Origin of the sequence: Faecalibacterium faecis (assembly GCF_040096475.1) — a bacterium.
Lineage (GTDB): Bacteria > Bacillota > Clostridia > Oscillospirales > Ruminococcaceae > Faecalibacterium > Faecalibacterium taiwanense.
Genome location: NZ_JBBMEP010000004.1, coordinates 78,620 through 96,837 on the forward strand (window position 1 = coordinate 78,620; position 18,218 = coordinate 96,837).

At 59.1% G+C, this 18,218-nt stretch carries 20 protein-coding genes and 2 tRNA genes; 9 read left to right on the plus strand and 13 right to left on the minus strand.

What is annotated here, in order from left to right:
• Window positions 1–4: 4 nt before the first annotated feature.
• The 7 genes from WMO17_RS03070 (at window position 5) to WMO17_RS03100 (ending at window position 6,268) form a co-directional block, all read left to right on the plus strand.
• Window positions 5–1,093 carry a ribosomal-processing cysteine protease Prp gene (locus tag WMO17_RS03070; RefSeq protein WP_349137459.1) on the plus strand — a complete coding sequence of 363 codons (1,089 nt, stop codon included), beginning with the start codon at window positions 5–7 and terminating at the stop codon, window positions 1,091–1,093.
• 22 nt (window positions 1,094–1,115) lie between these two features.
• Complete coding sequence (locus tag WMO17_RS03075) at window positions 1,116–2,120, plus strand: N4-gp56 family major capsid protein (protein WP_154256053.1); 1,005 nt, start codon at window positions 1,116–1,118, stop codon at window positions 2,118–2,120.
• A 13-nt stretch (window positions 2,121–2,133) separates the two neighbouring features.
• Window positions 2,134–2,349: a hypothetical protein gene (locus WMO17_RS03080; RefSeq protein WP_097775085.1), complete on the plus strand. Its 216-nt coding sequence runs from the start codon at window positions 2,134–2,136 to the stop codon at window positions 2,347–2,349.
• Between the two features lie 71 nt (window positions 2,350–2,420).
• Window positions 2,421–2,804: a hypothetical protein gene (locus WMO17_RS03085; protein WP_005944627.1), complete on the plus strand. Its 384-nt coding sequence runs from the start codon at window positions 2,421–2,423 to the stop codon at window positions 2,802–2,804.
• Between the two features lie 12 nt (window positions 2,805–2,816).
• Window positions 2,817–4,700, plus strand: a complete 1,884-nt coding sequence (locus tag WMO17_RS03090) for a hypothetical protein (RefSeq protein WP_097776398.1) — start codon at window positions 2,817–2,819, stop codon at window positions 4,698–4,700.
• 3 nt (window positions 4,701–4,703) lie between these two features.
• A complete protein-coding gene (locus tag WMO17_RS03095; protein ID WP_005944623.1) occupies window positions 4,704–4,889 on the plus strand; it encodes a hypothetical protein in 186 nt (61 codons plus the stop codon).
• 14 nt (window positions 4,890–4,903) lie between these two features.
• Window positions 4,904–6,268: a cell envelope biogenesis protein TolA gene (locus WMO17_RS03100; protein ID WP_349137460.1), complete on the plus strand. Its 1,365-nt coding sequence runs from the start codon at window positions 4,904–4,906 to the stop codon at window positions 6,266–6,268.
• A 342-nt stretch (window positions 6,269–6,610) separates the two neighbouring features.
• On the opposite strand, the gene WMO17_RS03105 is transcribed toward WMO17_RS03100, so the two are convergent.
• The 4 genes from WMO17_RS03105 to WMO17_RS03120 form a co-directional block, all read right to left on the minus strand.
• A tRNA-His gene (locus tag WMO17_RS03105) sits at window positions 6,611–6,687 on the minus strand.
• 8 nt (window positions 6,688–6,695) lie between these two features.
• A tRNA-Arg gene (locus WMO17_RS03110) sits at window positions 6,696–6,769 on the minus strand.
• A 144-nt stretch (window positions 6,770–6,913) separates the two neighbouring features.
• Window positions 6,914–7,450 (minus strand): phosphatase PAP2 family protein, encoded by a 537-nt coding sequence (locus WMO17_RS03115; RefSeq protein WP_243138972.1) that lies wholly within the window; start codon window positions 7,448–7,450, stop codon window positions 6,914–6,916.
• A 32-nt stretch (window positions 7,451–7,482) separates the two neighbouring features.
• Window positions 7,483–8,046, minus strand: coding sequence for a DUF1643 domain-containing protein (locus WMO17_RS03120; protein WP_005944615.1), 564 nt, complete (start codon window positions 8,044–8,046; stop codon window positions 7,483–7,485).
• 172 nt (window positions 8,047–8,218) lie between these two features.
• Here WMO17_RS03120 and WMO17_RS03125 point away from each other — a divergent pair, with 172 nt between their 5' ends.
• Together WMO17_RS03125 and WMO17_RS03130 are read left to right on the plus strand one after the other, a co-directional pair.
• Window positions 8,219–10,144 (plus strand): BMP family ABC transporter substrate-binding protein, encoded by a 1,926-nt coding sequence (locus WMO17_RS03125; protein WP_349137461.1) that lies wholly within the window; start codon window positions 8,219–8,221, stop codon window positions 10,142–10,144.
• Window positions 10,145–10,181: 37 nt separating this feature from the next.
• Window positions 10,182–10,838 (plus strand): metallophosphoesterase family protein, encoded by a 657-nt coding sequence (locus tag WMO17_RS03130; protein WP_097775089.1) that lies wholly within the window; start codon window positions 10,182–10,184, stop codon window positions 10,836–10,838.
• A 132-nt stretch (window positions 10,839–10,970) separates the two neighbouring features.
• On the opposite strand, the gene WMO17_RS03135 is transcribed toward WMO17_RS03130, so the two are convergent.
• From WMO17_RS03135 to WMO17_RS03175, 9 genes are all read right to left on the minus strand, one after another.
• Complete coding sequence (locus WMO17_RS03135) at window positions 10,971–11,279, minus strand: DUF6465 family protein (RefSeq protein WP_005944609.1); 309 nt, start codon at window positions 11,277–11,279, stop codon at window positions 10,971–10,973.
• A 298-nt stretch (window positions 11,280–11,577) separates the two neighbouring features.
• Window positions 11,578–12,057 (minus strand): hypothetical protein, encoded by a 480-nt coding sequence (locus WMO17_RS03140; RefSeq protein WP_349137462.1) that lies wholly within the window; start codon window positions 12,055–12,057, stop codon window positions 11,578–11,580.
• A gap of 244 nt (window positions 12,058–12,301) precedes the next feature.
• Window positions 12,302–12,940 carry a GDSL-type esterase/lipase family protein gene (locus WMO17_RS03145; RefSeq protein ID WP_005944601.1) on the minus strand — a complete coding sequence of 213 codons (639 nt, stop codon included), beginning with the start codon at window positions 12,938–12,940 and terminating at the stop codon, window positions 12,302–12,304.
• Window positions 12,941–12,946: 6 nt separating this feature from the next.
• On the minus strand, window positions 12,947–13,876 hold the full coding sequence (locus WMO17_RS03150; RefSeq protein WP_097781538.1) for an ROK family protein: 930 nt from the start codon (window positions 13,874–13,876) through the stop codon (window positions 12,947–12,949).
• Between the two features lie 15 nt (window positions 13,877–13,891).
• Window positions 13,892–14,596 carry an N-acetylmannosamine-6-phosphate 2-epimerase gene (locus tag WMO17_RS03155; RefSeq protein WP_097781539.1) on the minus strand — a complete coding sequence of 235 codons (705 nt, stop codon included), beginning with the start codon at window positions 14,594–14,596 and terminating at the stop codon, window positions 13,892–13,894.
• A gap of 3 nt (window positions 14,597–14,599) precedes the next feature.
• Window positions 14,600–15,049, minus strand: a complete 450-nt coding sequence (locus tag WMO17_RS03160) for a NanQ anomerase/TabA/YiaL family protein (RefSeq protein ID WP_097781540.1) — start codon at window positions 15,047–15,049, stop codon at window positions 14,600–14,602.
• A gap of 71 nt (window positions 15,050–15,120) precedes the next feature.
• Window positions 15,121–16,050 (minus strand): dihydrodipicolinate synthase family protein, encoded by a 930-nt coding sequence (locus tag WMO17_RS03165; RefSeq protein ID WP_207698363.1) that lies wholly within the window; start codon window positions 16,048–16,050, stop codon window positions 15,121–15,123.
• Window positions 16,051–16,254: 204 nt separating this feature from the next.
• A complete protein-coding gene (locus WMO17_RS03170) occupies window positions 16,255–17,229 on the minus strand; it encodes a carbohydrate ABC transporter permease (protein WP_005944590.1) in 975 nt (324 codons plus the stop codon).
• Between the two features lie 15 nt (window positions 17,230–17,244).
• Window positions 17,245–18,168 carry a carbohydrate ABC transporter permease gene (locus tag WMO17_RS03175; protein WP_005944588.1) on the minus strand — a complete coding sequence of 308 codons (924 nt, stop codon included), beginning with the start codon at window positions 18,166–18,168 and terminating at the stop codon, window positions 17,245–17,247.
• Between the last annotated feature and the right edge of the window lie 50 nt (window positions 18,169–18,218).

The window sequence follows — 18,218 nt, forward strand, 5'->3', positions numbered from 1 at the left end:
TTTTATGATGAAAGTTTGTTACAGCGAGATGGATACCCCCGCCGGGCTGAGCTGCCGGCTGGAAGCTGACGGTCATGCAGGCTATGCGCCTGCCGGGCAGGACATCGTTTGTGCAGGAGCCAGCACCGTGATGCAGGGCCTTGTGTACCTGCTGGCCGGGGAAGAGAACGCCCACAGCGAAGCCTTTGATGAGCCGGACGGCCCGCGTCTGGCAGTGAGCGTGGATGCGCCCTGCGAAGAATGGGTGCGCGGTGCCTTTGAGCTGGCCAAAGCCTGCTTTGTGCTGCTGGCCGAACGCTACCCGGAGAATGTCCGCTTTGCGGATGTGAGCCGCAGAGGAAAGGAGAGCATGATGGATCTGCAGCTGTTTGCAGCGGAGGCGACCGCCGCCTGCGGCGGAAACAGGGAGCCGAGGCTGGGGCAGCGGCCAGCAGAACACGAGTGCCGCTCAAGGCACGAAGTGGACGCTGGGAGCCGCAACCCGTGGGGAACCTTTATGCTACAGCTCTTTGCAGAGGGAGAAGCCGCTCCCCCGGCCCTGAGCGAAGCGCAGACCCGGCAGGCGGTGGCCTCCGGCACCATGAAGCCGGACGAAGCAAAAGTACCCGCTGCGCCGCAGGCTTCGGCAGAGAAAACCGTAGAGCTGCAGCCGGAAAAGCCCCGGCAGGAACTGCCTGTGCAGCGCCCGGAACTGCCGCCGCTGTCCAGCTTTGCCCGCAGCACACAGGCTGCTGTGCACAGCCTGCATGCCCGCTGGGCGGCAGAGGAAGCGGCCATGCGCCGCAGCCAGCCGGATTTTAATCTGCAGAACGAGCTGCGCAGCCCGGAGATGCGCCGCCTGATGCAGCTGCCCGGCATGAGGGTGCGGGATGCGTACCGTCTGGCCCACTACGACGAAAACCTGCGCACTGCAGCGCAGGCTGTGGAGCAGGGCGTGGTGGAACGCATTCAGCAGCGGGCCGCACGGCCCACCGAAAACGGTATCCGGCCCGGCGGCGCGGCTACCGTCCGCCCGGATGTAGCCAGCATGACCCGCGCCCAGCGAGAAGCACTGGAACGCCGTGTGCTCCACGGAGCACAGATCGAATTGTGACTATTTTACAAGAGAAAGGAATATGAGCATGAACAAGAATTTCAACATCCAGCTGTTTGCGGAAAACCTGAACACCACCGCTACCATGTCGAAAGAGATGAAGACCTTCTACGAGAAGCGTCTCATCGATCAGGCAGAGCCGCGTCTGGTGCACGACCAGTTTGCGGACTACTATCCTGTGCCCCAGAACGGCGGCAAGACCATTGAGTTCCGCAAGTACGACAGCCTGCCCAAGGCATCCACTCCGCTGACCGAGGGCGTGACCCCGAACGGTCAGGCACTGAATGTGACCACCATCACCAGCGATCTGCACCAGTACGGCGGCTGGACTCCGCTGACCGACGTGCTGCAGATGACCGCCATTGACAACAATGTGGTGCAGGCCACCCGTGTGCTGGCAAGTCAGGCAGGCCGCACCATGGACAGCATTACCCGCGATGTGCTGGCGGGCGGCACCAATGTGATCTATGCGCCCAAGCTGGCCGCAGGCGGCACCGAGACTGCCGTTGCCAGCCGCAAGGCACTGGACAAGACCTGCACCCTGACCCCGAAGCTGTTCTTTCAGGCAGCAGCACAGCTGGGCGCGATGAACGCCGACCCCATCGGCGACAGCTACATTGCCATCATCCACCCCTACGCTGCCTACGACCTGAAGACCAGCAAGGAGTTCATTGAGGTGCACAAGTACGCCGACCCGGACACCATGTTCCGCGGCGAGATCGGCAAGCTGGGCAACATCCGCTTCATCGAGACCAGCGAGGCCAAGATCTGGAAGGATTCCACCTGCCCGGACGGTCTGGCTGTGTTCGGCACGCTGGTGCTGGGTGCCCACGCCTATGGCGTGACCGAGCTGGAAGGCGGCGGTCTGGAGCACATCGTCAAGCAGCTGGGCTACGGCGACGACCCGCTGAACCAGCGCGCTTCCGTGGGCTGGAAGGGTATGCGTGCGGCAGAGCGTCTGGTGGAGCAGTACATGGTGCGCATTGAAAGTGCGTCCAGCTATTCCGCCACCGCTGCTGCAAACTGAGGAGGCGTGAGCCATGGCTGAAAAGAAAAATGTGCGCATCCGGCTGTTCAAGGATAACAGCCGCTACAAGGGCGATCTGTTCGTCAGCGTGAACGGTGTGAACTATAAGATCCGCCGCGGCGTGGAGGTGGAAGTGCCGCCCGAAGTGGCCGAGGTGCTGGAGCACAGCCAGATGCAGGATGAGCTGACCGCCGCCCGCATTGCGGCGGCAGAGAACGCCGCCCAGTAAACCCGAAACAGACAAAAAGCCCGGCTGGGGAGCCTGCCCGGCCGGGCCTTTATAAAAAGGAGAGTGAGTATATGACCGTAGGACAGGCGCTGGAACGCGCCGAAGAGCTGCGCCCGGGCAGCCGCATTGCGCTGGCCACCCGGCAGGCGTGGCTGAAGGAAGCAGACGCGATGCTGCGGGAACGCTTTTTTAAAAACAGCATCACAGATGCATACGACGATGTGGGCGCAGACCTTGCATGGGACGACAGCCTGCAGGACGACGATGTGCTGCTGGCACCGGCACCTTTTGATGCGCTGTATCCGCATTATCTGTGTGCCATGACCGATGCGGCCCTTGGTGAGACCGACCGCTACGTCGGGGAGCAGGCCCAGTACAACAGTCTGCTGGCAGATCTGGCGGCGTGGCTGCGGCGCAGCTACCCGACCCTGACGGGTGCCCAGTGGCGCTGGTAAGGAGGTGAGAGCATGGTTCTGGCAAACAGAGCGAAGCTGCAGAACAGCCGCAGTCTTGTGCGGGTATTCGGCGGGCTGAACGAGACCTATGCCTGCTCGGAAGCAGAGTACAGCGCGGGCGTGAATTTTTCTGCCCGGGATTTCCCGGCGCTGAGCACCCGCAAGCCGCGCCGCAAGCTGAGGGAGTTGACCGGGCTGAACGGCATGTATCACCTGAACGGGCTGCTGACCGTCTGCGGGAAGGATCTGATCTACACGCCGGATGCCGACGGCGCGAACCCGGTGACCTGCACCGAGGCAGTGACCGACGGCAAAAAGGCACTGGTGGGCATTGGTACAAAAATCCTGATCTTCCCGGACAAGGTAGCCTTTGATACAGCGGACGGAAGTGTTTCGGCACTGGGAGCTGTATGGCAGGCAGAGGGACAGAGCGTGCAGTTTGCACCCTGCGATGCCGCAGGCAAGGCCTACGAGGTGAGCGGTTACGGCAAGGAGGAACCGGAGAAGCCTGCAGACGGACAGCTCTTTTTGAAGGTGGAGGACGAGGAGCACCCATGGGCCAGCACCAGCACACTGGAAGAGTACAGCGCATCCTCCGGCAGCTGGACGGCAGTGCCGCTGGAATACTGCCGCATCACAGCGGCGGGCGCGCAGAGGCTATTTGCCCAGTGGGACACCGTGACCGTGCAGGGCACGGCAGCACAGCAGGCTGGCATGTGGACAAAGCTGGACGGGGATCTGGTAGTTTACGATGTGCTGGAAAACGGGCTGCGCGTGCGGGTAAGCCCGGAGGGAGATCATGTTTACGGCACGCTGGTGCAGAGCGCCGAGAGCGCCCAGTGGACCAGCTTGGACGGCAAGGAGACACGCAGCTTTGCGGTGAGCACGCCGGTGCGGATGGAACGCCGCGTGCCGGATCTGGACTACGTTACCGAGTGCGACAACCGGGTATGGGGCTGCAGCAGCAAGGAAAACGTGATCTATGCCTGCCGCTTAGGCGACCCCACCAACTGGTTTTCCTACCGGGGCATTGCGGCAGACAGCTACGCAGTGACGGTGGGCAGTGATGGTGCGTTTACCGGCGCGGCCACATGCATGGGCTATGCGCTGTTCTTTAAGGAGAACACACTGCACAAGCTCTATGGCTCCAAGCCTTCGGATTTTCAGCTCACTTCGCTGCGCTGCCGGGGCGTTGCCAAAAACGCGGCGCGCAGCCTGTGTGTACTGAACGAGACGCTCTATTATCTTTCGCCGGACGGTGTGATGGCATGGGACGGCAGCATTCCAACAAAAGTGTCCGGCGCGTTGGATTCGGGCCGACTGGCCAATGTGCAGAGCGCGGTGGGCAGTGCGCTGGATGGCCGCTATTACCTGCATGTGGCCCGCACGGCGGCAGGCGAAAATACGGCAAGGCTGCTGGTGTACGATACCGAGCGCGCGCTCTGGAGCGAAGAAAACGTGTGCTCCTACGAGATGACCAGCACCGGCGGACAGCTTTATCTGTGGGACGGGCAGGCACTGTGGGCCGCAGATCCCAGCCGCGAAGCGGACTGGCAGGCCACCGACGGTGTGGAGGAAAAGCTGAACTTTGAGCTGACCACTGGTGACATTGGGCTGGACGGGGCCGAGGACCGGTATCTTTCCCGACTGACGCTGCGGCTGGATGCCGAGTGCAGCAGTACGGTGGAGGTGGCCGCCAGCTATGACGGCGGCCCATGGGAGACGGTGGCAAGCCTGACGGCACAGGACAAGCGGCGCAGCTTTGATCTGCCGTTCGTGCCCCGGAGGCACGGCACCCTGCGGCTGCGCCTGAAGGGCAGGGGACAGATCACCCTGCGCAGCATTGCAAAAACAATGGCCGCTGCCAAGGGCGGCATTGCAGGCGGGGAGGTGTGACGAATGGCAAGCGTGATGGGCATTAACAAGATCGGCCTGCCCAAGCTCAGCGAGAACATGGACCCGGAGGATGCCCGTGCCCTGCGCAGCTACCTGTACCAGATGCAGGAACAGCTGCAGTATGTGCTGAGCAATCTGGACGTTGAGAACATGTCCGACGAGATGCGCACGAAACTGCAGAATTTATAAGGAAAGGATCATATATGGCAAACAGAAAGAAAAAGGACGAAGCGCTTGCCGTTGTGCAGGCGCAGACGGAGGGCAGCGGCCAGCCTGCCGTGCAGAGCGGCTATTCGGCGGCAGGACTGGAAAGCCGCTCGGAGGTGGAAAACGCGCTGGCAAATTCCAGCTACAAGCCTAGCCAGACCGTGATGGATGCCGCAGATGCGCTGAAGGAGTGGCAGGCAAACCGCCCGGGCGATTATCAGAGCAGCTATCAGGAGCGGATCGACCAGCTTTTGAACCAGCTGCTGCAGCGTGAGAGCTTCCAGTACAGCTACACCAAGGATCCGCTCTACCGCCAGTACGAGCAGAACTATTTGCAGAACGCCCACAACGCCAGCGCAGATGCTGCGGCGCAGGCTGCAGCCCTGACCGGCGGTTATGGCTCCAGCTATGCCACGAGCGCCGCCCAGCAGGCGTATCAGCAGCAGATCGGTGCGCTGAGCAGCGCCATCCCCACGCTATACAGTCTGGCACTGGATACGTATACCAGCGGCGGCAACGAGCTGGTGAGCCAGCTGGATCAGCTGAACAACAGCGAACAGGATGCCCAGCAGCAGTACAACAACAAGCTCTCGGACTACTACACCCAGCTGCAGCAGAAGGGCGAAGCATACAACAACGCCTATGCGCAGGACTACGGCAAGTATCAGGATTATCTGAGCCAGCTGGGCACCCTGCACGATTATTACTCCGCGCAGGAACAGCAGCAGGCAGCACGCCGCCAGCAGGTGTTCAGCAATGTGATGACCGTGCTGGGTGTGCTGGGCGATGCGGTGCAGATCGTTCTCAGCGGCACCACGGGCGTTGGCTCCATGCTGAGCGGCCTGCTGAATACCGGCTACAACATCTACTCCGGCAACCGTCAGTATGAGGCAGACCGTGCGGACACTCAGTGGAACCAGCAGCTGCAGGAGCGTCAGTATCAGGACAGCCTGAACCAGCAGCGCTACGAGAACGAGGCGAGCGAGCGGGAGTATCAGGACAAACTCAACCAGCAGAAATTCAACAACGATGTCACAAGCCAGAAGCTGAACATCGCACTGGGCGAGTGGAACCTGAAAAAGTCCAATGCAGCGCAGAAAGCAAGCCGCGCTGGCAGCACGGCGGCAGGCAGTAAGACTGGCGGCACTGGCACGGGCAGTACGTCCTCCGGTACAGCCAACCGCAGCACGGGCACTGCCACCCGTCTGGGCAGTGATACCTCCCGGAATGTGACGGTGCCCTACATGGCCATGCTGATGCGCAGCCAGGGCAAGAGCGATACCAGCATCAGCACCGCACTGCGACAGGATGGCTATTCCAGCGCAGAGATCGCACAGATCCTGCAGCAGATGAGGCGCTGACCGTTCGGGTGGATACCAAACAATAAAAAGCATGTGCAGAGCACACAGGAGCCGTTCCGGCCAGAGGTGTTCTGCACATGCTTTTTTAGCAGAAAATAATGGCGTGCTGTTCGAGTCCCACTGGGATACCCCACCAAATAAAAAAATCCGCCGATGCAAAGCATCAGCACAGCATTTGCCTTGGTAGACATTCCTACTGATTGGAATCCGCAGGCTAACCAACAGCCCACTGGGCTGTTGGTTGCTCTGCCGCTGATGCGTCAGAGCCGCCTTGTTCGAGCCCCACTGGGCACCCCGCCAAATAAAAAAATCCGCCGATGCAAAGCATCAGCGGATTTTTGGTGGGGTGCCCAGTGGGACTCGAACCCACGGTCTCCAGATCCACAATCTGGCGCGTTAACCGACTACGCTATGGGCACCACATAGATGCGCCCGAAGGGACTCGAACCCCCGGCCCACTGCTTAGAAGGCAGTTGCTCTATCCACCTGAGCTACGGGCGCACGTTGTAATCCCATGGGTTCCATTATGGCGGCAGCTGTGTGTCGGCACACGCTGCGAGAAGTATAATACCATACAGGCCCCATTCTGTCAAGCAAAAAATGCAAAAATCTTTTTTCTTTTTTCAAAGCCCGCAAAGCACTGCTTTACAGCAGCCACATGCCCGCAAAGCCCAAAGCAAAGCCAAGCGCGGCTCCGCCCACGACATCGCGGATATGGTGCACGCCGGTCAGCACACGGCCAACACAGATGAGCACCGTGATGCCCACCATCACCCAGCCCGCCTTCGGGTAGAAATACATCCATGCCATGGCCAGCACGGAAGCGCTCAGCGCGTGGCGGGATGGGAAGGAGTGTCCCCGGGTCTCCTTGTGCCGCAGCGGTTCAAAGCCGGGCTGTTCATAGGGACGCGGCAGGTTCAGCCTGTCCCGCAGGATGGTGCCGCCCCAGAAGGTAAGCCCCGGCACGAACACCGTCCGCGCAATGACGGCGGTGAGGTCCAGCGCGGCTTGACGCTGACTGCCCAGCAGCCGAAACAGCCGGACGTTCAGCAGGCAGAGAAGCACCGGATAACATACAAAAGGGATGAGCGGCAGCCAGCGGTCCAGTGCCACCACACAGCGCTTGGCTGTGGGGTGGGCATCCATCCAGCTGTGCAGGGCGTGATAATGTTCTGCGGTCAAAAAAGATCCCTCCGCATCGAGCACCTGAAAAATTAAAAGCAGGTGTCCAGATAATTTTCCACATCAAAGGGTTCCGGGGTGGAATCCTTGCGCAGGTACAGCGGGTGGTGGGGGTGGCCCTTTTTGCTGCGCCTGCCAAAGGTGACCCACGGGATCTCCCGCTCCCGCGTCAGGGCCACCATCTCCCGCATCAGGCCGGGCAGATAGTCCCGCTTTTCGATCAGCGTGCCCCACGCTGCCCACATGGTGGGTTCGGTCTGGGCCAGAACGGCTTTGAGCCAGCGCAGGTTTTCGTCACACAGGGCGCGGTCCGGCACACGGTCCATATCGTTAGGGTCGGTGGCGCGCTGGGGATACACGTTGAACATGATCCAGCTGTCAAAGCCGTTGGCGGCGGCAAGGCGCTCCACACTTTTCAAGGTGGGATCCAGCGCACCGGGCTGGGCGGTGCTGGGGTTGATGCCAATGCATACCAGCGGGTGGGTGCCAACGCGGCCCAGTACGTAACGGTAAGGCTGATATGTATGCGGCTCGTAATACCAGATGCCGCCGGGATATTCGTCGGCCTTGAGTACGGGGATCTGTTCGGTCTGCATGGAAAGAATGCTCCTATCATTGTTTGCTTTCTATTATCGTACCTGAAACTGCAGGATAAATCAACTCTTTTGTGCGGAAAATCCTCCCATAAAATCAAATTTCATGGTATACTAAAGAAGGACGCTGCGGCAGCTGGCTGCAGCGCATTGCAGCTGAGAAAAAGGAGCAACTATGCTGGAAGATTACAAGAACGCACTGAAGAGCGGCCAGCGTGCTTACCGTGCCTGTGTGGCGCGCGGCCAGTCGCCGTATCTTGCGGTGCTGGACGATATTCTGGTCAATGTGAACATCGTGGCGCAGGAGCCACTGGGCCTTGTGGAGATCCCGGCGGAAAGCATCGTCGGCACAAAGACCAGCGGCCGTCACACCGCCTTTGCACCGAACTTTATGCCCCTGCTGGAGCCGGACACCGAGTTTGCAGGCAAGTGGTCAAACCTCTGCGATGCACATCTGGAAGAGGGCATCCACACCCCCATCATCGCCTACGAGTTCCTGAACAAATTCTATGTGCAGGAAGGCAACAAGCGGGTATCGGTGCTCAAGTATTTTGATGCGGTCAGGATCGCGGGCACGGTCACGCGGCTCGTCCCGGAACGGAACGACAGTCTGGAAAACCGTATCTACTACGAATTTCTGGATTTTTATAAGCTCTCCAAGGTCAACGATGTGCATTTCTCCCGTCTGGGGGGTTACGCAAAATTGCAGACGCTGGTGTGCAAGGCCAGCGGTGAAAGCTGGACGGATGATGACCGGCTGAGCTTTTCCGCCTTCTATACCATGTTCCGCCAGCAGTTTCTGGCTCTGGGCGGCGGCGGACTGAATCTGACTGCCGGCGATGCCATGCTGGTGTATCTGTCGGTCTACCGTTACGCGGATGCCTGCGAGAGTACGCCCAGCCAGATGAAGCAGAATCTGGAAAAGCTGTGGGATGAGGTGAAGGTGCTCACCGAGCCGCAGGCCGTGGCCCTTTCGCTGGAGCCGAAGCAGGGCCCCGGCGAACCGCTGCTGGCAAAGCTGAACATCTTTACAAAGCCCAGCGAGCTGAAGGTGGTGTTCCTGCACGAGCACAATGCCGAGAGTAGCGCATGGGTGCGTGCCCACGACAAGGGCATCGAAGCGCTGCAGCAGGCGTTCCCGGACCGGGTATTCATCACCCGCAAAGAGAACATCGAGCCTGAGGTGGACGCGGAGCAGGTGCTGGAGGATGTGGCTCACGACAATGCCGACGTGGTGTTCACCTCAAGTGCCCGGATGCATACCGCCTGCCTGAAGGTGGCGGCCCAGCACCCCAAGACCCGCATCCTGAACTGCTCGCTCAACGCGCCGCACCCGCTGGTGCGCACCTACTACCCCCGCACGTATGAAGTGACCTATCTGCTGGGCATTCTGGCCGGTGTACTGACCAAGACCGACCGCGTAGGCTATGTGGCGGCAAACCCGGTGTACGGCATCCCGGCGGCAGTAAACGCCTATGCGCAGGGCCTGAAGACCGTGCGCCCGGACGCAAAGGTGGTGCTGCGCTGGGCCTGCCTGCCGGACCCGGCACACCCGCTGGATTTCTCCGACCGGCAGGATGTGGAGATCTTCTATGCCCGGGATAACCGCGAGCCGGAAGGCACCCACCGGGATTACGGCCTTGTGCGCCGCATGCCGGACGGCAGTTTGCAGCCGCTGGGCCTGCCCGTGTGGCGGTGGGATACGTTTTATATCGAGATTGTGCGTTCCATTTTTGACGGTGCATGGGACAGCGATGCAGCGGGAGCCAGAGCCGTGAATTACTGGTGGGGCATGCGCAGCGGCGCAGAGGAGATCGATTATAGCAAAGACCTGCCCGCAGGCACTTTACAGCTGCTGGACCTGATGGAAAAGATGCTGCACGAGGATGACCTGCGCATCTTCCCGGAAGACCTGTACGCGCAGGGGCATGTGCTGCACTCGCCGGAGGCCGTGGTCTACAGTCCCAAGGAATTGATGGAGATGGACTGGCTGGACGAATGCGTGGAAGGTGCGCTGCCGCACTACGATGAACTGGATGTAAAAACGCATGTGCTTATGGCGATCAACGGCCTCAATACCCTGAAAGGGTTTGTGAAATAAGCGGCCCTCAGGCCGAGAGAGAACGGAGCAAACCGATGTGAAAATTCTTGCAATTTCGGATGTGCCCTCTAAAGCACTGTGGGACTACGGTACCCGCGAACATCTGGAAGGCATCGACCTGATCCTTTCCTGCGGGGATCTGCCGCAGAAGTATCTGGAATATCTTACGAACTTTACGGCTGCGCCCATCTTGTATGTCCACGGCAACCACGACGGCAGTTACAGGGAAAATGAACCTGGCGGATGCATTTGTGTGGACGACAGCGTGTATGTGTGGAAGGGCCTGCGCATTATGGGACTGGGCGGCAGCATCCGCTACAATAACCGGGAGGACAGCTTCCAGTATACGGAAAGGGAAATGCGCCGCCGTGTGCGCAAACTCTGGCGCAAGGCCCATCATGTGGGCGGCATCGACCTGCTGCTCACCCACTCCCCGGCGGCTGGCCTGAACGACAGCACGGATCGTGCTCACAAGGGCTTTGCGTGCTTCAATGATCTGATGGATGAATACGAGCCGCAGTGGTTCGTGCACGGCCATGTGCACCTGAACTATGATGCAAAGCTGCCGCGCGTATGCACCCGCGGCAAGACCACCGTGATCAACGCTACCGAGCGCTATGTGTTCGAGATCCCGGACCCGGACCCCGTGATCCAGCATTATCCGTTCTGGAAAAGATGGTTTGATGTAAAATGAAAAGCTGCCTTGCATTTTTGGATGCAGGGCAGCTTTTTTACGGTTTAAAATGGAGCCTTGTGTGGGAACGGACAACCTGCCGCAAAACAGGTGCGGAGTGCTTTGCAGCAGGAGAAAAGAAGACAGGAAAAGTTACAGCTCCAGCTTGCCGGAGACTTTGTTGATCACGTAATAGGCAGCGTCTTCCTCGGGCTTGACGTATACCTTGCAGGACTGCACGCCAACCTTGTGGGTAGCGCGGTAATCGGCCTTGGCACGGTCAATGATATCGGTCACGTTGTACTGTTTGCCGCTGAACTCCACGTACAGCTCCGGTGCAAGCGGGGGACGGCCGCGGCGTGCAGGGGCCTTGGCAGATTTACGGGTCTTAGACTCCTTGGCCTCAGCGGCAGGAGCTTCCACAGCAGGAGCAGCCGCTGCGGTCTTTTTCTTTTCGGGCATAGATAAACCCCTCCTTGATCGTATTTGGATGCTGCACAGGGGGCTGCACAGCATTGGCTCCATGAAATATATTACTTATATAATAAGTTTTTAGAAATGGTTTGTAAAGTCTTTTTTGCAAAAAACTTTCGGAAAAAGGCAGGAAATCGGGTGTGAAACTCACTGGAATGCATTTTGATGCAACAGTATTACGGAACTGCCACAAAAACACGCAAAAAAGGCGGACCTTTCTGGTTTGCGCCGGGAACGCTCCCGCTACAAACCCGGCGGGTAAAAGCGGCGGCTTTCCGGCCCGGATTTACTCCCGGCAAAGCTCCCTGGCGCGTTGCACAACAGGGGCAAGAAGCTCCTCGTCCCAGTCCTCGGCAAGGGTGAACAGCAGCTGATAAACGGCGGCCTGCGCCTGACCCTGCGGGCGCTTTTGGGCCAGCGCAAACGCGGCAGAAAGCATTTGCAGCTTGAGGGTGCGGATCGTTTCCGGTGCGGCCCACAGGCGGGCAAGGTCGTAATCGTTCGTGTTGCCGCAGGGCATGGCACAGGTGGCGCAGCCCGGGGCAACGCGGTGCTTTTCAGTCTGGACGATGGCAAGCATCCGCTGCAGCCTTTCCTCCGGTGCATCCGGCTGCGCGGCAAGGCGCAGACCGGCGTTCAGCACCTCGTCGGTGTCGTCCGTTTTGGGCTCGTTGGTGGTGGCCCGGGCAAGCCCCACGAGGGCACCCAAAAGGGTGTCTCTTGCCTGCTGAGCAGGGGTGACAGGCGCTTTTAAAAGTTCAGGCATGGCACAGTTCCTTTCAATGGTTCTTTCTGCGGAAAGTATAGCCGATTCTGCTATGTTTTACAAGATGAACAAAACGGAAATTAAAAATAAAATATAGGCTGCTTGTGAGTTTGATGCCGTTTGTGGTTATGACCCTATTTCGTGAAAAAAGTTCTCAAAAAGCCCGCAGGCTTTTTGAGAACCCAATAAAAATAATAATTCCGCTAAAGATGCTCAGAGCGGAGCTTTTAAAATCGTGCTCTGCTCAGATCAGGCCCGGTACTTCTTTTGCCAGCAGCTCCGCCAGCTGTGCGTGGCCCTTGCGGGTCAGGTGCATGAAGTCCACCTTGTTGAACTCGCAGTCCTTTGCGTCCAGGAAGTGCACGCCCTGCCGCTCGCAGATGATGCGGAGCTGCTCTGCCACACCGGCAGATTTTTCCACACAGCCATCGCCCATCACAGCGTCGTGGAAGCCTGCGCCGATGGGAGGAGGTGCCACCACCAGAATGTTGGGCTGCTTGGTGCCCCAGCAGTCCACGCTCTTTGCTTTGAGGATGAGCCGCTCCATGCCTGCAGCAATGCAGGCGGCATTGGCACCAAAGCGCTCCTTCACATCGTTCGTGCCCAGCATGATGATGAGCAGGTCGATGACCTCGTGGCTCTTGAGCAGGGCATAGATGACGCTGAGGGCATCCATGGATTCGTGGATGGGGTCCACAAATACGGTGGTGCGGCCGGAAAGTCCCTCTTCGGTCACAAGGTATTCGTCGCCCAGCGCCTTCTGCAGGCGGCAGGTCCAGCGCTCCTCTTCATTGAAGCGGATGCCGTGGTCGGCGCAGTCGTTCGGGTCGGCACAGTAGCCGTGGGTGTTGGAATCGCCCAGACAGAGGATATGTGTTTTCATATATGATTACTCCTTTTCCATGGTCTGCCGGAAGTAGTACACTGCGCCCACCATACCGGCGTCGTTGTGCAGCTGAGCGGCACGTACTTCCAGCCCCTCTGCAAAGGCGGGCATGACCGATGCTTTCACCTTTGCGGCAATGGGTTCGATCAGCAGTTTCTGCTGCGCGCTCACGCCGCCGCCGATCAGAATGAGCTGCGGGTTGAAGATGTGCACCATGCCTGCAAGGCCCTGTGCGATCTCGTCCGTCCAGTGGTCCAGCAGGGCAAGAACTGTCTCGTTGCCTGCTTCGGCTGCGGCAAAGATGGCGCGGCCATCCTTCCAATCGGGGCTCTTTTCCTGTGCGGCGCGCACCAGCGCGGTGGTGGCAGCGTAGCGTTCCCAGCAGCCCTTTGCGCCGCAGGTACAGTCCACACCGTCCAGTGCGTGGGTGCGGTAGTGACCCAGCTCACCGCCAAGGCCCCGTGCACCCTCTAACAAATGGCCTCCGGTCAGGATGCCGCCGCCCACGCCGGTGCCAAGGGTCACACCGATCACGTCCGTACAGCCCTGTGCGGCGCCGACCCACACTTCACCCAGCGTCATGCAGTTGGCGTCGTTGGCCACTGTGACGGGCAGGCCGAAGTCCTCTTCCAGCGCAGACTTGATAGGGCTGCCGATGTAATTGGGAAAGTTGCCGCAGGTACCGGCCACGATGCCCTTGCGGCTGTCGATCTGACCGGTGGCCGAAACGCCGATGCCCGCAAGGCTTTCCACCGGGATGGAATTTGCAGTCAAAAACTCCTTTGCGGCCCTGCGCACGGTGGTGAGAACAGGCGTCTGGTAGCCGTCAAAGCTCACGCTCTCTTCGCCCTTGAGCAGCACCCTGCCGGTCTCGTCCACGATGCCCAGCTTGACGGCTGTGCCGCCGATATCAATGCCAAAATACTGTTTCATCCGGCACACTCCATTTTACTTTTTTGCGGCGTTGATGGCACCGGTAAAGCGGGCCGTGATCTCTGCCGGGCGGGTGATGGCACCGCCCACCACCAGTGCGAATGCACCGGCTTCCAGCGCCTTGACCGCCTGCTCCGGGTAGTGGATGTGGCCCTCGGCAATGACCTTTGCCGGGCACTCTGCGGCCAGCTTATGGACAAAATCAAAGTCGATATCGTCAATGCCTTTTGTCTCCGGGGTGTAGCCGCGCATGGTGGTGCCCACAAAGTCGGCACCGGCTTCGGCGCAGGCCATGGCATTCTCAAAGTTGTCGCAGTCGGCCATGACCAGCTGGTCGGGGTACTTTGCCTTGATGGTGCGGATGAACTGGGCGGAGGTGGAGCCGTCCGGGCGCAGGGCACCGGTGCCCTGCACGGCAAGGATGTCTACCCCGCAGGCCACCAGCTCGTCCACTTCCTTCATGGTAACGGTGATGTACATGGGCGTGCCGGGGTAGTCCTTTTTGATGATGCCGATGACCGGCAGATCCACCACCTGCTTGATCTGGGTAATGTCGCGCACGGTGTTGGCACGGATGCCCACAGCACCGCTCATGGCGGCGGCTTTTGCCATCAGCGGCATCACGCCGCCTTCTTTCGTGTACAGGGGCTCCGTCTCCAGTGCCTGACAGGAGACAATCAGACCACCCTTGATCTGAGCAAACAGCTTTTCCTTATCCATCGTTCAATCCTCCATCCGAATCTTTACAACAGCCTTGCGCACGCCCACACAGCCGTGCTGTACAAGGCCGGGTTTGTGCAGCTCCGTGGGGAAGAACAGCACAAAGCGTCCTTCGCCCAGTGCGCCGGTCACGACACTGGCGCTGTCCTGAAAACCGCAGTCGCCGGTAAAATCGCCGATCTCCCTGCCGGGATTTGTGGTAAAGCCCCAGCCCTCGCTGCCGGTGATGTCGAGCTGCAGGTCGGCGTACTTTTTGTGATATTCCGGGTGGTAGCCGTGGTCGGAATGGAGCGTGGCATCCATCGTGTTAATAAAAACTTCCTCGCCATCCACCTCGGTGCGGCCCAGAGGCAGGCTGGCAGGGTCGTGGGTCAGCAGGTAATCAATGGCCGTGTCGAGATTTTTGCAAAGGCCCTTGTAGCGCGTCAGGTGCTGCAGGGTATCACAGATCATAAAACGTCCCTCCAAAAACAAGCGCCCGCTCTCCCCTCTGAAAAGAGACGGAGAGGGGCGCTGCTTCAATTTTACAGTTTTGCGATGGCAGCTTCGATCATGGCCTGTGCTTCGGCCACGATGGCTTCATCTTCCGGGATCAGGCCGGGCATCGGCTCACGCACGCCGCCCAGCTCCAGACCGTACATCCGGCGCAGGATCTCCTTCTGCACGGCGTACAGGTTGCCGTGGGCTTCGCACATCTTGTAGATGATGCGGTCGGCATCGTACTGGATGGCGCGGGCGGCTTCGATCTCGCCCTTGTTGATGTGGTCGTTCATGGCCAGATACAGCTCGGGCATGACGGCGTAGGTGCCGCCGATGCCGCCGTCTGCGCCGATCACACGGCCGGAAACGAACTGCTCATCGGGGCCGTTGAACACCACAAAGTTCCCCTCGCCGCGGGCGGCGATACCGGCATCCTTGAACATCTGGATGTCCTGCGTGGGCATGGAGCTGTTCTTCACAGCCACTACATTGGGGTTCTTGAGCATTTCCTTCAGCAGGCTCATGGTCAGGCCGGTGCCTGCCAGCTGCGGGATGTTGTAGATGACGAACTCGGTGTTGGGAGCAGCAGCGGACATATCGTTCCAGTACTTTGCAATGGCGTACTCCGGCAGGTGGAAGTAGATGGGAGGAATGGATGCAATGGCATCCACGCCCACGCTCTCGGCATGGCGGGCCAGCTCCACGCTGTCGGCGGTATTGTTGCAGCCGACATGCGCAATGACGGTCAGCTTGCCCTTGGCTTCGCTCATCACGGCTTCCAGAACGGCCTTGCGCTCATCTACGTGCTGGTAGATGCACTCGCCGGAGGAACCGCCTACATACACGCCCTTGACGCCTTTGGCGATCAGATGGCGGGTAAGGGCCTTGACGCCCTCGGTAGAAATATTGCCCTCTGCGTCGTAGCAGGCGTAAAAGGCGGGGATGACACCCTGATATTTTTTGATATCTTTCATGTTCCAAACCCTTCTTTAAAAATAGTAATAAATACAGATGAAATGGTTTTGCATCAAGCTCGTACGCTTTCTGTTCCGGGCAGCGGCATCAGCGCCCTCTTGCGGTGCCCTGCATCCGCTTCGGCCCTTGGGCGGGCCTTGCGTCTTGCAGACCGCTGCGCCAAAAATCCCTCCCTGTTTCCGCCGCAGGCGGCAGTCGGGATTTTAGCCCTTAACAGCACCCATAGCGATGCCCTTGGTAAAGTACTTCTGGAAAATGAGGAAGATGATGATGATAGGCACAGCAGCCAGTGCGGCACCTGCCATGATCAGGCCAAAGTCGGTGCTGTTCTCAGCCTGCAGCTTTGCAATGCCCAGCGAGATGGTCAGGTTGCTGGTGCTGGACAGCATGATCAACTGCATGAAGTAGTCGTTCCAGCTGTTGATGAAGGTAAAGATGGCCAGTGCACCGATGCCCGGCTTGACCATGGGCAGCACGATGTCGATAAAGGTCTTGGCCTCGCTTGCACCGTCGATGCGGGCTGCTTCCAGCATCTCAGTGGGGATGCCCTCACTGAACTGCTTCATCAGGAACACACCAAAGGGCCAGCCCACGATGGGAAAGATAACGGCCCAGATGGTGTTGTACAGATTCAGGCTGCTCATTTCGCGCAGCAGGGGGATCAGGATGACCTGCTTGGGCAGAGCCATTGCACACACGATGAGGGTGAACAGCAGCTTGCGGCCTACAAAGCGCTTTTTTGCCAGTGCATAGCCGGCCATGGCGGCGGTGATGCAGGTGAGGATCATGGACATGACGGCCATGAACACGGTGTTGATCATCCAGCGGATGGCAGCGGGAGCGGTGGGGCCTACCGAGAAGTAGATGGGCTCGCCGTTAGCGCTGAACTTGGAGCCAAAGGGCACAGCCAGCTGCCACAGCGGGGCGCTCTTGCCGGAGAACAGCTTCTGATAGTTGGTCAGCACCCACTGGCTGGGCCACCATTCGGGGGTGGTGGCGTTGATGGCGGCACCGGTCTTGAAGGAACCGGTGATGATCCAGTACAGAGGGAAGGCGAACAGCACCGCAACGATGCTGATGAGGATCAGCGTCAGGATCATGTAGGCGCTCATTCTCTTGAGCTTGCTGGGGTGACGCTTCAACGGTTTTTGCTTTTTTGCAGCGGCATTTGCACTCATTGTCCGGCACCTCCTTTAATTATCCTGGTTGCCCAGCTTGAACTGGACAGCCGACAGAATGGCGATGATGACTGCCAGCACAACACCCATTGCGTTGCCGTAGCCGTAGCGGTACAGCTTGAAGGCGGTGTAGTAGATGTAGTACATGATGGTATCGGTGCTGTGGTTGGGGCCGCCGGAAGTCAGCAGCTGGATCAGCGCAAAGCACTGGAAGGAGTTGATGGTGGTAATGACCAGAATGTACAGGGTGGTGGGCATGATGGCGGGCCACTTGATCTTCCAGAAACACTGGAAATCGGTGGCACCATCCACTTCTGCGGCTTCCACGATGGACTGGTCCACATTGCCCAGAGCGGAAACGTACAGCACGATGGGCTGGCCCACAGAGGTGGTGAGCAGGATCAGGATGATGCAGCCCAGAGCAAAGCGCTCATCGCCCAGCCAGTTGATGTTCTTGTCAATGAGGCCCAGAGTCTTGCCCAGATAGTTGAAGATGCCGTAGTAGTTGTTGTACATCCACTTCCACACCACGGTAACAGCCACGGAGCCGGTGACCACGGGCAGGTAGAACACGCAGCGGAAAAGGCTGGTAGCCCACTCGGGCAGGTCTACGATGGCAGAGGAGACCCACAGCGAGAAGGCGCAGGTGACGGGCACAGACACCACCACGATGATGAAGGTGTTCTTTAAGGCACCCAGAAAGATGGGGTCTGTGAACAGTTCCTTGTAGTTTGCAAGGCCCACAAAGATATCGGCACGGTTCATGGTGGAATCGAAGAAGCTGGTCACCACGCACAGCACCATAGGATAGATGACGAAGCCCAGAAAGAAGATCAGGCTGGGCAGCAGGAAGCAATAGGAAGCGAAGGTCTCGCGCCGTACCAGCGCACTGCTGCGCTTAGGCTCTTTGATCGCCGTTTTTGCAGCCAAGAGGATCACCGTTCCTTTCGGTTATGATTTTTTTTTACAAATAAAGCCCCTCCCTCGTC